The organism is Paenibacillus sp. FSL R7-0210 (assembly GCF_038009085.1).
In the GTDB taxonomy this organism is placed as follows: domain Bacteria; phylum Bacillota; class Bacilli; order Paenibacillales; family Paenibacillaceae; genus Paenibacillus_AQ; species Paenibacillus_AQ silagei.
Genome location: NZ_JBBPAR010000001.1, coordinates 623,274 through 637,292 on the forward strand (window position 1 = coordinate 623,274; position 14,019 = coordinate 637,292).

12 protein-coding genes are annotated in these 14,019 nt (G+C 53.2%); 10 read left to right on the top strand and 2 right to left on the bottom strand.

Features of this window, described 5'->3' with window-relative positions:
* Window positions 1–165 precede the first annotated feature (165 nt).
* The 9 genes from MKY64_RS02755 (at window position 166) to MKY64_RS02795 (ending at window position 10,250) form a co-directional block, all read left to right on the top strand.
* Entirely contained in the window at window positions 166–723 is a 558-nt protein-coding gene (locus MKY64_RS02755; RefSeq protein ID WP_209872145.1) for an RNA polymerase sigma factor, read from the top strand.
* Window positions 683–2,344 carry a DUF4179 domain-containing protein gene (locus tag MKY64_RS02760; protein WP_340950800.1) on the top strand — a complete coding sequence of 554 codons (1,662 nt, stop codon included), beginning with the start codon at window positions 683–685 and terminating at the stop codon, window positions 2,342–2,344. The genes MKY64_RS02755 and MKY64_RS02760 overlap by 41 nt, the downstream gene beginning before the upstream one ends.
* 119 nt (window positions 2,345–2,463) lie before the next feature.
* On the top strand, window positions 2,464–3,045 hold the full coding sequence (locus MKY64_RS02765) for a DNA-3-methyladenine glycosylase I (protein WP_340950801.1): 582 nt from the start codon (window positions 2,464–2,466) through the stop codon (window positions 3,043–3,045).
* 160 nt (window positions 3,046–3,205) lie between these two features.
* On the top strand, window positions 3,206–4,264 hold the full coding sequence (gene prmA, locus MKY64_RS02770) for a 50S ribosomal protein L11 methyltransferase (RefSeq protein ID WP_076082561.1): 1,059 nt from the start codon (window positions 3,206–3,208) through the stop codon (window positions 4,262–4,264).
* 2 nt (window positions 4,265–4,266) lie between these two features.
* Entirely contained in the window at window positions 4,267–4,950 is a 684-nt protein-coding gene (locus MKY64_RS02775; protein ID WP_076082558.1) for a site-2 protease family protein, read from the top strand.
* A gap of 163 nt (window positions 4,951–5,113) precedes the next feature.
* A complete protein-coding gene (locus MKY64_RS02780; RefSeq protein ID WP_076082556.1) occupies window positions 5,114–5,878 on the top strand; it encodes an RsmE family RNA methyltransferase in 765 nt (254 codons plus the stop codon).
* Between the two features lie 3 nt (window positions 5,879–5,881).
* A complete protein-coding gene (gene mtaB / locus MKY64_RS02785; RefSeq protein ID WP_340950803.1) occupies window positions 5,882–7,216 on the top strand; it encodes a tRNA (N(6)-L-threonylcarbamoyladenosine(37)-C(2))-methylthiotransferase MtaB in 1,335 nt (444 codons plus the stop codon).
* A gap of 446 nt (window positions 7,217–7,662) precedes the next feature.
* A complete protein-coding gene (locus tag MKY64_RS02790) occupies window positions 7,663–9,909 on the top strand; it encodes an Ig-like domain-containing protein (protein ID WP_340950804.1) in 2,247 nt (748 codons plus the stop codon).
* Between the two features lie 134 nt (window positions 9,910–10,043).
* Complete coding sequence (locus MKY64_RS02795; protein WP_340950805.1) at window positions 10,044–10,250, top strand: hypothetical protein; 207 nt, start codon at window positions 10,044–10,046, stop codon at window positions 10,248–10,250.
* 121 nt (window positions 10,251–10,371) lie between these two features.
* Here the strand turns inward: MKY64_RS02795 and MKY64_RS02800 are convergent, their stop codons facing one another.
* Entirely contained in the window at window positions 10,372–10,749 is a 378-nt protein-coding gene (locus MKY64_RS02800; protein ID WP_036732199.1) for a SpoIIAA family protein, read from the bottom strand.
* Between the two features lie 149 nt (window positions 10,750–10,898).
* Window positions 10,899–11,888 (bottom strand): Na/Pi cotransporter family protein, encoded by a 990-nt coding sequence (locus MKY64_RS02805; RefSeq protein WP_340950806.1) that lies wholly within the window; start codon window positions 11,886–11,888, stop codon window positions 10,899–10,901.
* Between the two features lie 100 nt (window positions 11,889–11,988).
* On the opposite strand from MKY64_RS02805, the gene MKY64_RS02810 reads away from it, so the two are divergent.
* Complete coding sequence (locus MKY64_RS02810) at window positions 11,989–13,392, top strand: class I SAM-dependent rRNA methyltransferase (protein ID WP_340950807.1); 1,404 nt, start codon at window positions 11,989–11,991, stop codon at window positions 13,390–13,392.
* Window positions 13,393–14,019 lie beyond the last annotated feature (627 nt).

Consider the following 14,019-nt stretch of genomic DNA (forward strand, 5'->3'; position numbering starts at 1 on the left):
CAGTTATTCCCGGACAATCTATTGTAAGCAGTATGCAGCCTGTGCTTTTCAGGTGGACATGCTGCTTTTTTAGTACATATAGCTGGATATGCTGCTGAAAATGAACCTTTTGAAGCCCGGGGTTGTTATAAAGGTAATTCAAACAAGAAAGGAGGGCATGCTCAAGTGGGCAACAGGGAATTATTCCAAACCTACAGCAAGGAGGTATATCGTACCTGCTATTATATGGTGCACGATGCTGCCGATGCTGAGGATCTGTGTCAGGAGGTATTCATCACTCTCTTCCGCAGCGAGTGGCAGGGCATTGAATATCTGAAGGCCTGGATTATGAAAATCACCGTCAACACCTGCCTGAACCACCTGAAGCGCAGGAACAGCCTGCAGCAGAAGCTGACGGCCCATCTCCATATGTTCAGGGAGAATCCGCAGCCGCTGGTAGACAAGCTGGTAGAGCAGAAGGAAACGAAGCTGGAATGGGCGGGATACATGTCCCGGCTCCCGGCGAAGATCAGGGCGGTGCTGACCCTGCGGTATATGCATGATTTCAGTCTGGAGGAAATCCGCAAGATGCTGGATATCCCGCTGGGAACTGTGAAGTCCAGACAGCATAAGGGGCTACGGATGATGAAGAGGATTCTGGAAGAAGCGGGCGTTCAGCCCATAACGAAGGAGGACGATGAATATGGACAGAACCGAAGCACAGTTAAAGCGTCGCTTAAATGAGGATCAGGAGCTGAATTATCCTGATTTCGAGCAGATGTGGGGCAGAATGGAGCAGGCTGGATATGCATCATCCAAAGGCGGCAGCCGTGCGGGAGCAGGCAGCCCGGTCCGCCACCGCAACTGGCGAAAGATCACTGTCGCAGCCTCCTTCAGCGTAGTGCTGATGGCTGTTCCTGTGTATGCCGCTGTGCAAGTTGACTGGGGGAATCTGCTGAACCATAGAAGCGGTGTACAGGCGGCGCTGGCACAGAATCTGGGTCAGCCGCTCGGACAGACGATCACCAAGGATGGAGTCACCCTGACGCTACATACGGCGCTCTCCGATGAGAACCGGACGGTAATTCTGTACAGCCTAGATGTCGGGGGAGACAAGGGCAATGGAATGTGGAATGTGAATGGAATGTCTCTTAAGGATGCAAATGGGAACGGCGATGACAATGAATACAACTACCAGCAGTGGGACGAGAAGAACCAGCGTTACAACGGTTATTTCGAGACAAACTGGAGTCCGGGACAGGAGACGGTCAAGGTGAGTCTGACCGCAACAGGAATTCAATCCTACTCCCAGCAGGAGGTAGACTTGAAGCTGGATACGGACTCACCGGAGCGGCAGAGCTTCCCGGTGAACCGGGATGGGCTGGAGTCGTTCAGTGTTCAGCCCTTTAAGGAAGGGAATGAACAGCTGATGCTGTCCACGGCTGCAATCTTTAATAATCCCGAAGCTAAGAGCTTGGCATACCCGCAAATCATAGCATATAGAGATGGAGAGCCTGTCAAGAATTCTCAGTCAGGTGCAATGGGCAAGCCGGGGGATAACGGGGAATACACCTCAATTCAGTATTACAATCCTGTAGATGTCCCTCGGGCAGAGACAGCCTATAAACTCAGCTATACCAAGCTGGAACGTAATATTGATGGCCCATGGACGTTCGATTTTGAGCTGAGCAAGAAGAAAATGGCGGGTGCTACCATCAAGACGGCACTGGATCTGCCGCTGGAAGCGGAAGACGCCGGTAACCGGATTGAGCAAATGGTAATAACACCTACACAAATCCGTGTATCCATCCGGACTAAAGCCAAATTCGCTGAGCTGCCTTATGTTAATTATACTCTTGAGGTAGGCGGACAGAAATTGGAAGGCGGATTGTGGTATTCGACAACGGAGGACAAGGATCTGAGAACGCTGCGCTTCGAGCGGCCTGTAGATCTTGAGATTACAAAAACAACGCCAATGACGCTTGTAGGTAATTATAAGGTTACCCGGCATGAGGATGACAAGAAGCCACTGGAAATAACCAACATCTCCAGTGAGAAGCAGACGCTAATCCGGCAAACCGGCGGGTATCCGGTGCAGTGGACCTACTATATGCGGGGAGCAGACCTCTACGTGGAGACGAAGAGCGATGATCCGAATTTTGGCGGCGTGAATCAGACTCATATTGGCACAGGTAAAGATCGAATCTTGGGTAAAATAGTAACTGTAAACTTCCGTGGAAACGGAAACAATCACAGCATTGATGTATATAAGGATTTCAAAGGCACAGAGGCTTCAATATACATGTTCTTCTACTCTACCAATGAACCGGACAAAGAGACACGGGTACAGCTGCAAGGACAATAATAACATTATTTCATTATTTTAACGGGAAGAACCTTGTGTTCTTCTCTTTTTTTCGTATACAGTTAGAAGATATGGCTATGAATAGCTGCCAGAATTATAAGACAAAGGAGAGAATAACTATGGAAATTAAGCGCTGCGACTGGGTAAACTCGGACCCGGTATATATAGCTTATCATGATGAAGAGTGGGGCAAGCCGCTGGTTGATGACCTGAAGCTGTTCGAGCTGCTGATGCTGGAGGGGATGCAGGCCGGACTGAGCTGGTATACGGTGCTGAAGAAGCGGGAGGGCTTCCGCGAGGCTTTTGACGGCTTTGATCCGGAGAAGATCGTGCTGTATGGGGAGGACAAGGTCGAAGAGCTGATGCAAAATGTGGGGATTGTGCGCAACCGTCTGAAGATTAAGGGAGTGATTACCAATGCACAGGTGTACCAGCAGATCTGCCGGGAGGAAGAGGGCGGCTTTGCCGGTTATCTGTGGAGCTTTGTCGGCGGGACGCCGGTGGTGAATCACTGGAAGAACAGAGCCGAGGTTCCCGCGACGACCCCACAGTCCGATCTGATGAGCAAGGCGCTCAAGCGCAGGGGGATGAAGTTTGTCGGCTCGACGATCTGTTACGCTTTTATGCAGGCGTCCGGGATGGTAGATGACCATGCGCTGGATTGTTTTTGCCGCAGCACCTCGTCTGCCGTAGAGAGTTGAACGCAGTTTGGCGCTGAACGGGTAAGAAATGCTATACTAGCTAAGATAAGCTTCGAGGGACATTATGCTCCCAAAACTGAGTCTATGCTTCCGAAGTAAGTTTGTTCGAAGCAGAATCGAGAGAAGTAACGCTCACAAACTTTTAGGAGGATTCATTACCATGCTATGGCAAGAATTGACGGTACATACAACCGAGGAAGCACAGGAGATGATATCCAATCTGCTGGTTGAGGCCGGAGCGGGCGGAGTCTCTATTGAAGAATCCGGGACGCTGAATAAAAACCGGGATACACGTTACGGTGAATTATACGATGAACCGCTCAATGACATCCCCGAAGGGGAAGCGGTCATTAAAGGATATTATGCGGAATCGGTGGACATGGACGCGGTTGTGTCCGAGGTGACGCCAAGGGTGGAAGAGCTGAGAGAGTTCGGCATCGACCCCGGGCTGGCACAGATCTCTTGGAAGACAGTGGATGAGGAGGATTGGGCCCATGCCTGGAAGCAGTACTTCAAGCCGCTGCGCGTCTCGGAGCGGCTGACCATTAAGCCGACATGGGAAGAATATACCCCGGCCTCTGCGGATGAAAAAATTATTGAGATCGACCCCGGCATGGCCTTCGGAACCGGGACGCATCCGACAACGGCGCTGTGCCTTCGCGCTCTTGAGAAGCATATTGTCAGCGGTGACGAGGTCATCGATGTAGGTACGGGCTCCGGTATCCTTGCTGTCGGAGCGATGCTGCTCGGTGCCGCCTCTGTCCTGGCGCTGGATCTGGACCCGGTCGCCGTGGAGAGTGCCCGCGAGAATGTGGCACTGAACCGGCTGGATTCAGCGATCACCGTGAAGGAGAGCGATCTGCTCTCGCTGCTGGGCGGTGAGGGGGCGGCGGATACCGCAGCCGGAGAGATGTGGCCTTCAGCCCGGCCAAGCAATACGGCTGACCAAGAGGCCGTTCCTGGTGTTGCCCCGGCGGCAGACGGGCTGGGAGTGACTCTGCCGGTCCGGGTGGTCGTGGCGAATATTCTAGCCGAGATTATTGTACTGTTCACGGACGATGTCTACCGTGCGCTTCAGCCGGAGGGGATCTATATTACCTCGGGGATTTATAAGGATAAGGAAGGGCTAGTCGCGGAAGCGCTGAAGTCCTCCGGTTTCGAGATTTTAGAAGTAACCCGCGAAGAAGATTGGGTGGCGTTCACAGCCGGAAAGAGGTAGACATGGGTTCCCTGGATCAATTTTTAGTATATCCTTTACAGCAGCTTCCGTTTTTTCTGATTACGATTGTTATTGCGTTTACGGTGCATGAATTCGCCCACGCCTATTTTGCCAATAAATTCGGGGACCCTACAGCACGCCTGCTGGGCCGTATGACCTTGAATCCGGCGGTGCACTTTGACCTCTTCGGCATCATTCTGCTGCTGATTGCGGGCTTCGGATGGGCGCGTCCGGTTCCCGTGAACCGGGATAACTTCCGCCGTCCCCGCCTGATGGGTGTCATCGTATCGGCCGCCGGGCCAATCAGCAATCTGCTGCTCGGTATTCTGGGTGCGCTGATCTATGCGATTCTTGTGGGAACGGGCACGATGGATTCGATTAAGAACGAGCAGGTGCTCCGGGCGCTGATCTGGTTCTTCGGGATGTTCATTCACTTCAACTTCTTCCTCTTCGTATTTAACCTGATTCCGCTGCCGCCGCTGGACGGTTACCGGATCGTAGAGGATATCGCACCGCGTCCGATCCGTGGAAGACTTCAGCAGTATGAGCAGTATACGGTTTTCCTTTTCCTGTTGATCATCTTCATTCCGGGTCTGCGCGCCTATACGATAGAACCGCTTAGCTACTGGGCGACACGCACGGGTAATGATTTCTTCCAGCTGTTCCTAAGGATGTTCGGGGTCTGAGAACGTCAGTAAGGACGGGGGCTGTTCAGTGCATGGCAAACGTTGTAGAATATAATGTGATTATTAAGTAGATGAATGATACGTGTGAAGCGGCGGCCGGGACCTGATTTGGCGGGGACTACGCCGCTTTTACGCTGAATAACGGACAGAATGAGGTTGAGAGATGCAGCGTTATTTCGTAACTCCGGCACAGTTCGGACAAGACAAGGTTAGCATTGACGGTGAAGACGCCCGCCATATCGCCAAGGTCATGCGCGGCAAGGCCGGGGACAAGCTGATCGTCAGCGACGGCGTGGCCCGCGAGGCGTTGGCCGAGATTGCTGACATAGAGATTGGCCTCGTCACCGTGAACATACTGGAGCCTCTGGCTATGACTCATGAAGCGCGCATTCAGATTACTGTCGCCCAGAGCCTGCCCAAAGGGGACAAGCTGGAGACAGTCATTCAGAAATGCACGGAGATCGGGGCTGTAGCCTTCACGCCGTTCCTCTCAGAGCGGACGATTGTGCAGTACGATGAGCGCAAGGAGAGTAAGCGGCTAGAGCGTTGGCGCAAAATCTGTAAGGAGGCTGCCGAACAGGCGCACCGGAATATTGTTCCGCAGGTGCATTCGCCGCTCAGCTGGAAGCAGCTGCTCCAGAGCTTCAACGGCTATGATGCCGTCTATTTCTGCTATGAGAAGGAAGAGGGACTCCAGCTCCGCAGCGCAGCCGCGCCATGGCTGGCATCGCTTCCACAGGAGGCTGCGGCTAAAGTAATGATTGTTGTAGGGCCGGAGGGCGGCTTCAGTACGGAGGAATGCCGACTGGCTGAGGAGGCCGGAGCCGTCTCTGTCGGGCTGGGGCCGCGTATTTTGCGCTGTGAAACCGCAGGCATGGTTGCCGCCGCCTGCATTTTATATGAATCCGGAGAAATGGGAGGAGCTTAAACCATGCCATCTGTAGCTTTTTATACACTGGGCTGCAAAGTCAATTTCTATGATACCGAGGCCATCTGGCAGCTCTTTAAGAATGATGGATACGAGCAGGTAGATTTCGAGGGTTCCGCCGATGTCTATCTGATTAACACCTGTACAGTGACCAATACGGGCGACAAAAAAAGCCGGCAGATGATCCGCCGCGCAGTGCGCCGCAATCCAGACGCCATCGTAGCGGTTACCGGCTGCTACGCGCAGACCTCACCTGGAGAGATTCTCGATATTCCCGGAGTCGATCTGGTGATCGGCAACCAGGACCGTGAACAGATTATGACCCATGTGAAGAATATTCAGGAGTCGCGCCAGCCGGTGAATGCCGTCCGCAACATTATGAAGACGCGTGAGTTCGAGGAGATGGATGTGCCCGGGTTCGCTGACCGGACGCGGGCGTTCATGAAGATACAGGACGGCTGCAACAACTTCTGTACCTTCTGCATTATTCCCTGGTCGCGCGGTCTGTCGCGCAGCCGTGATCCGAAATCGATTGTCGCCCAGGCGCATCAGCTGGTGGAGGCCGGATACAAGGAATTCGTGCTGACCGGCATCCATACCGGCGGGTACGGGGATGATCTGGACAACTACCGCCTCGCTGACCTGCTCTGGGAGCTTGATAAGGTGGACGGGCTGGAACGAGTCCGCATCAGCTCCATTGAAGCGAGCCAGATTGACGAGAAGCTGCTGGAGGTGCTGAACCGCAGCACCAAGATGTGCCGTCATCTGCATATTCCGCTCCAGGCGGGCCATAACGAGGTGCTGAAGGCGATGCGCCGGAAGTATACCACGGAAGAGTATTACGCCAAAATGCAGCTGATCCGAGAGGCTATGCCGGATGTGGGGATCACAACTGATGTGATCGTCGGCTTCCCGGGCGAGACGGATGAGATGTTCCGGGCAGGCTATGATTTCATGAAGGCGGTCAACTATTCGGAGATGCATGTCTTCCCGTATTCCAAACGGACCGGAACCCCGGCTGCACGGATGCTCAATCAGGTCGATGAGGAGATCAAGAATGCGCGTGTGCAGGAGCTGATCGATCTTTCTGAGGAGATGCAGTTGGCTTATGCCAAGCGCTTCGTGGGCCAGACACTGTCCGTCATTCCGGAGCGTGCAGCCAAAGGCTCGGCGGGACGCAGCGTACAGCACGGCTTCAGCGACAACTATCTCCAGGTGCTGTTCGGCGGCGACGATTCGCTGCAGGGCGAACTGTGCCAGGTGAAGGTAACCGAAGCCGGCGTGAATGAATGCCGGGGCGAGCTTGTCAGTGTTAGCCGGGCAGTGGCAACCCCCTGACCGGACAGACTGCTACAGGATGTCTTCTATGCCTTTGACGGCAGGAAGACATCCTTTTTTTCGTTATCCCGTAATTAGCTATTTAAATTGGACTTAAAAAATATAAATAAACAAAAGAGCAAAAGAAGTGGAGGGGAAATTTGGAACTGTAGGAGCGATAGCGACCGCCTTTGTATTTGGATTTCTACCGCGAGAAGCGGTTTTAATCAAGAAATCCAAATTGGGCAGCGGCCGGAGGGCCAAATGTTCACCGCAACGACGACCATGCTTCAATTGCTAATCTTAAGTGCTTTTTAAATACAATTTATATAGTTACAAAGACCTGAATTTGCCCGGGAATCGTGAAATACTGAAAATGGGGTAAAGACTTGGGCCGGATTTGTCGATATAGTGGAAGAGAGTGGCAAAAAGTCCACCGATAATCAGACCGTCTAAGGAGAGAACAGATGACCGTGTACAGGAAAATGACAAAAACGCTCCTCATTATGATATTGCTCGTTGTGGCCGCTTTTCCGGTAAACGTCTTTGCCGCTGCTGGAGACACTATCTCTATTGAATTCGACAGCTCAGCCAAGGTAGAGCTTACCGTGGGCCAGTCACCGAAGCAGCTTAAGCTATATGCCAATGTAGAGGGCTCCGCTTCCAAACGGGATGTGACGGCAGCCGCAACATGGACCTCTTCCAAGAAAGAAGTAGTTACAGTATTAAATGGCCAGCTTACACCGGTGAATTCCGGAACGGCGGTAATTACAGCAACTCTCAATAATGCGATAGCCTCTGTAGAGGTGTCGGTCACCCATGCCTTTAAGGAACTGAAATTGACCCGCAGCACAGAGGGCAGCTATAAATTAGGCGACAAAGAGGAATTGCTGTCTGTTACGGCCACCGCCATCGGCGGAACTTCGGCCACTGCGGAGAAGGATGTCACGAAGGATGCGGAATGGAGCAGCTCGAATACGGGCGTGCTGACCATTGCTGCAGGCAAGATTACGCTGGTCGGTGAAGGTAAGGCTACCATTACCGCCAAATATAAAGGGTTAACCGAAACGATCAAAGCGGTGGTAGAGCTTCCTTATGCCGCTATCGTGCTGAAAGACAAGAATGACACCATCGTCAAGGAAATGGAAATGCTGGTCGGGGACCATCCGGCCAAGCTGACCGCCAAGACTAAAGCCACTTCGGCAAGTCCGGAGATTACCCTGGGCAATGAGGTAGAATGGAGCAGCTCCAGCGAGAGCGTAGCTACTGTTAAAGACGGTGAGATTACCATCCTGGGCGTGGGTAAAACGGTCATCACCGCAAGCTACCTGGGTGTAACCCAGTCGGTGGATGTCTATGTGCGTGCGCCTTATGAGGCGCTGCTGCTGACGCCTTCCGGCGACCAGTCGCTTTTCCTGGGGGAGAGTCTGAACGTAACCGCAGCAATGCGGAATGCCGTCAATTCAACCTCGAACGAAACAGCGTCCGCCGTCTGGACCTCGGATAATCTGATGAATGCTACAGTAACTGCCAATACGGCGGATGCAAGCAACGCTTATGCCACTGTTACGGGTAAAGCGGTAGGAACTTCAATCATTAAGGCCAGCTATCTGGGCATCAGCAAAAGCTTCAAGATCACCGTCTATCCAACCCTGACGGAGCTGGGTCTGGAGAAGACGGAGCAGGAAATCTACACGGCGGATGCAGTAAGCCTGCCGAAGGTGACCGGAACCAAGTATGACGGCACCAAGCTGGATATCAGCGATGAGATGGAGTGGACCTCTGCGAATGAAGAGATTGTGTCCATCAAAGACGGGAAGTTTGTCGGCGGGAAGGCAGGTACGGCTATCCTGACCGGGAAGCTCAAGACTGGCGAAGTGACCTCCGCTTCGGCTGCAACGATCCGCTCCAAGAGCGTTCAGTTTAATGTAACGGTTCAGAATAAAGTGCTTGTCCTGATCGGACCCGATGCTGCTCTGGGAGTAGTGATTGGTGAAGAGCTGCCACTGCCCGCTGTCCAGGCTGTGCTGGAGAATGGCGACGAGCTGGATGTGTCGGGAAGCATCAAATGGGAGCTGAGCGGCAGCAATGCGGTTCTTAAGCATACAACTGCCGCCAAGACCATCAAGGGACTGGTCAAAGGTACGGCAACCCTGAAGGGAACCTACTCCAACAAGACCATCAGTGTTCCGGTAACGATTGAACAGAAGGTCGTGAAGCTGGTGGTGGACCCGGCAACGCTGGAAATGAACATCAAGGCGTCCAAGTCCATTAAGGCCACCGGATATTTTTCAAACGGCAAATCTGCTAACTTCTCGGGGGTAATGAACTGGGAATCTTCGAACCCGGCTGTGGCTACTATTAAGGGAACTTCCGTCAAAGCATTGGCTGAGGGTATAACTACCCTGACCGGTTCCTACCAGGGCATTCAGGCGACGGTTAAGATAACGGTTGTTCCCAAGCTGATGAAGCTTACAGTCAGTGAGAACCGGCTGAGTCTTGCACCGGGCGCAGGCAAAAACGTAGTGGTAACCGCGCTGTATGATACCGGCCGCACTGCAGTTGTCACAGGAAGCATGGTCTGGACCAGCTCCAAGCCTGCTGTCGCCAAGGTGAGTGCTACCGGGCAGATTACAGCAGTGAGCAAGGGAACCGCATCTATTAAAGGAAAACTGGGGACTAAGACAGTCTCGGTATCTGTTAGCGTGAAATAGTGTAATACTGCTTGCGGTTTGAGCGGCAACAAGACCTGCACATTCGTCTATATGGACGGTGTGCAGTTTTTTTTGTTTATGGTGAGGAATCGGAATGCTCAAGATTAATAAGGAGGGAGGAGGGAGAAGCCATCATGGAATTGATGCCAGCCTGGAAGCGTTGGGGATACGAAGAGGGCAAAGCGGAAGGTATTGAGGAAGGAAAAGCTGAAGGAAAAGCGGAAGGAAAAGAAGAAGGTCAGGCGGAGCTCATCCGTAAATTGCTGCTTAATGGATTTTCTCCCGAAGCGGTCTCTAAGGCTGTTGAAATGCCGCTGGATAAGATTAAGAAGCTGATGTAAATATAGACCCGGAGCCAATATCGGTGGCCCTGGGTCTTTTTTTAGGATCTTTTCTGTAATTCTATAAAATTGTTGCTATGACAGAGCGCTGACTCACAATGAACTGGAAATTTGTAAGGCTTTATATTGAATACTCATTCAACCAAATCAATGCTTGTTCATAATTATCAAAAAAATTCACGGATTTTTTGGTGTTGGATTGTTGTAAATAATTCATGATCTCCCCTTCCTCAAGGAGAAACGCAATTGCCTTGCTGTGATTCAATAGGGTTTCATTGAAGAACTTATCTTTCCATGCTTTTTGAACAGAAAAATGATCTGGCGTGTATCCTTTTCGGTCCACCAGCAATTTGTATTTCCGATTCTCGGAAATGAATTGCTGGCAAGCATGCTCGAACCCATGGAACCATTCATTCACATCATCTGTGTTAATCTTGCCAATTAGATGGGTAACAATTAAATCTCCTGAAACTGTTGTGCTGATATTTTGTTTACTCAACCTTGAAATCATCTCCCTTAGTTACAATTATGCGTATAAATCCCATAAAATCAATAAAGGATAAATTTCTTATGCAATAAAGCTTTGGATTAGTACTGCAGGGCGGATTTGAAGTATAATGAGGACTGCGATTACGATTCTTGGAAGACTCAGGACTGCAGCCGCTGCTCCAGCCTGGACCAGACGCGCAGATAGCATAACGGCAGTACACCAAGCGAACAGACGACGTTGAAAATAGTCTGGGCATGGGCGAGCTGGGCGGCAGGTCCGCCGCCGATCGAGGCGGACAGGGCTTGCAGCGGCTGGGTGAAGGGCAGGAATAGCAAGGCGCCGCCGACATTCAGCGTCACATGCGACCAGGCGACGAATACGCCGGAAGGCGTACTGCCGATGGCGGCAATGACGGCAGTGACGCAGGTGCCGATGTTCGCACCGAGGACGATGGCGATGCCAAGCCCAGGCGGCATCACGCCGCTGGCGGCGAGGCCCATCGCCATGCCGATGACTGCGGCGCTGCTGTGCACCATCGCCGTCAGCACAGCCCCGGCGGCCAGCCCCCAAAGTGCGCTGGTTGCGGCATGCCCGAGGAACCAGCGGAACAGGGGGCTGCCTTCCAGGGCGGGGCTTATGGACTGCATGACCGCGATGCCCCACAGGACGAGCGCGAAGCCGGTGACCGCGAGGCAGATGAACTGCAGCGGTCCCGAGATCCGGCGGAAGACCTCAAGCAGCCGCCAGGACTGCGGGGCCAGCTCGCCAGCCATCACGGCGGCGGCCCACAGGCAGAGCGCCGCGATCAGCAGCGGCGCGGCCAGCGTGCTGATCTGCAGGCTGATCAGCTCCGTTGTCAGGCAGGTGCCGATGTTGCTGCCGAGAATAATGCCAAGCGTGCGGGCATAGGTCAGCAGGCCGGCATTGACCATGCCGATGGTCAGCACTGTTACAGCGGTGCTGCTCTGCAGCAGCGCCGACAGCAGGGCGCTGACGATCAGGCCTTTGGCAGGTGTGGAGGTCGCCTTGTGCAGGCTGCGCTTCAGCAGCGGACCGGCCAGCCGCGACAACGAGGCTTCCATCACCTTCATCCCGGCGAGGAATATGACAAGACCGTAGAGGACAGGGAATAACAGTTCACGGATCATAAGGACAGGCTCCTTTTTGAACGGGGGTTGTACCAATATATGAACGCCAGGCATAGGACATGTATATTAATCTGGCAACAAGAATAGGGAGTTGAAGGTATTGGCATCAGTAATTCTGGAACGCAACCGTAAAAAAAGACTGGAGCAGGGCCATCCATGGGTCTTCGCCAGTGAAGTAGCATCTGTAGACGGAGATCCGCAGCCAGGCGGACTGGTGGATGTTCTGACCCATCAGGGGCGGTACATGGCTACCGGGTATTATAATCCGGCTTCACAGATCCGGGTGAGAATTCTGTCGCAGCATAAGCTGGCGGCGATTGACACGGCGTTTTTTGCACAGCGGTTCTCGGACTGTCTGCGGCATAGGGAACGCTTCCTGCCGGGGGCGGACGCTTACCGTCTGGTCTACGGGGAAGCAGATTTTCTGCCGGGGCTGATCATTGACCGCTTCGGTGAAGTCCTTGTAGTGCAGCTGCTGACACTGGCTATGGATCAGCACCGCTCTGAGATTGTGGAGGCGCTGGTGCAGGTGATGGCGCCGCGTGGCATCTACGAGCGCAGCGATGTCAGTGTGCGGGAGCTGGAGGGACTGGAACAGACCACAGGTGTGCTCTACGGCGAATGCCCGCGCCACATTACCGTAAGTGAGAACGGGCTGAAGGTCATCGTTGATATTGAAGAGGGACAGAAGACCGGCTACTTCTTCGATCAGCGGGAGAATAGAGCATCGATTGCTCCGCTGATGAAGGGCTGGGGCGGGCGCAGCGGAATTACACTGCAGAACGTAGCAGCCGAGGATGGTTCACTTCAGACGCTGCCAGTCAACAAAAGCGGCAAGCCTGTCACCTTCCCGTACTGGGATGGTGCGACTGTGCTGGAATGCTTTGCGCATACGGGAAGCTTCACATTGCATGCCTGCAAGTACGGTGCCAAGAAGGTAACCTGCCTGGATGTATCCGCGCATGCCATCGAGAGTGCAAAGGCCAATGTGGAGATCAACGGATTCAGCGACCGGGTGGAATTCGTGGTAGATGATGCATTTGCCTTCCTGCGCAATCAGGTCAAGGGTCAGGAGGAACGCACTGAGCGGGCTACGGGCGGCACAGCGGCGGAAGGGAAAACCGGAAGCAAACCGGCTGCCAAGGCGGACACCGCGAAGCCGATGACCGCCGGGGGCGGACGCACGTGGGATGTCGTGATTCTGGACCCGCCTGCTTTTGCCAAGACCAAAAGTGCAGTGGCAGGGGCCGTACGCGGCTACAAGGACATCAATCTGCAGGGTATGAAGCTGGTGAATGACGGCGGATATCTGGTCACGGCCAGCTGTTCATACCACATGCAGCCGCAGCTGTTCCTTGACACGATCATGGAGGCGGCCAAGGATGCCGGCAAGGTGCTGAGACTGATCGAATGGCGGGCCGCAGGCAAGGATCATCCGCAGATTCTCGGCGTGGACGAGGGGCATTATCTTAAGTTCGCCATCTTTGAGGTGCGCAGCAAATAGAATTGTCAGACCCGGCTCGGCGGGTTAGCTGGTTAAGGCAGGAAGAGTCTCTTTTATAGAGGCTCTTTTTCTATTTTTAACAATAGTACAGAATTTAATTGTTCTGAGGCCCCTGTAAAGTACCTGTGTAAACATTGATGCTACAGATCTAGTTAAGTGGGGTTCTGGTGTAGAGTGCTCTGAGGGATAAGTATGTAAGGTGGCAGAGAGGGGTACGCGCTAAACGTTCTATGTGAGAAGGGAGAGGGTAAATAGGCATTCATACAAATAGATGTATTTGGTACAGTTAAAAGACCGCCCAAAACCAGAATAGCTGAGATAGGTGTATTCTGTACAATTAAAATCGGCTAGGAGTAACTGTGGAGATGAAAATCTGATTTTTAGTTGCAGAGAATACACTTAAACCTGTTAAAGCGCTATTTCGGCCGCTTTTAGTTGTACCAAATACACCTAAAGCTACCTAAAACACAAAACTCGCCCCAGTCCCGCCCCCGCCGTACCCGTCTTACGCCGCCCGCCGGAGTCCCGCCAACGCTGTGCCCGTCTCACTCCGCCCGCCGGAGTCCCGCCGCCCGCCGCACCCACCTCTCGCCGCCCACCCCAGTCCCGCCAACGTCGTGCCTTCGG

Excerpts from the sequence above, each read along its gene's own strand:
- mtaB (WP_340950803.1), top strand. The coding sequence starts at position 5,882 with ATGCCATCTGTAGCTTTTTATACACTGGGCTGCAAAGTCAATTTCTAT.
- MKY64_RS02775 (WP_076082558.1), top strand. The coding sequence starts at position 4,267 with ATGGGTTCCCTGGATCAATTTTTAGTATATCCTTTACAGCAGCTTCCG.
- MKY64_RS02780 (WP_076082556.1), top strand. The coding sequence starts at position 5,114 with ATGCAGCGTTATTTCGTAACTCCGGCACAGTTCGGACAAGACAAGGTT.
- MKY64_RS02790 (WP_340950804.1), top strand. The coding sequence starts at position 7,663 with ATGACCGTGTACAGGAAAATGACAAAAACGCTCCTCATTATGATATTG.
- MKY64_RS02760 (WP_340950800.1), top strand. The coding sequence starts at position 683 with ATGGACAGAACCGAAGCACAGTTAAAGCGTCGCTTAAATGAGGATCAG.
- MKY64_RS02795 (WP_340950805.1), top strand. The coding sequence starts at position 10,044 with ATGGAATTGATGCCAGCCTGGAAGCGTTGGGGATACGAAGAGGGCAAA.
- prmA (WP_076082561.1), top strand. The coding sequence starts at position 3,206 with ATGCTATGGCAAGAATTGACGGTACATACAACCGAGGAAGCACAGGAG.
- MKY64_RS02805 (WP_340950806.1), bottom strand. The coding sequence starts at position 11,888 with ATGATCCGTGAACTGTTATTCCCTGTCCTCTACGGTCTTGTCATATTC.
- MKY64_RS02765 (WP_340950801.1), top strand. The coding sequence starts at position 2,464 with ATGGAAATTAAGCGCTGCGACTGGGTAAACTCGGACCCGGTATATATA.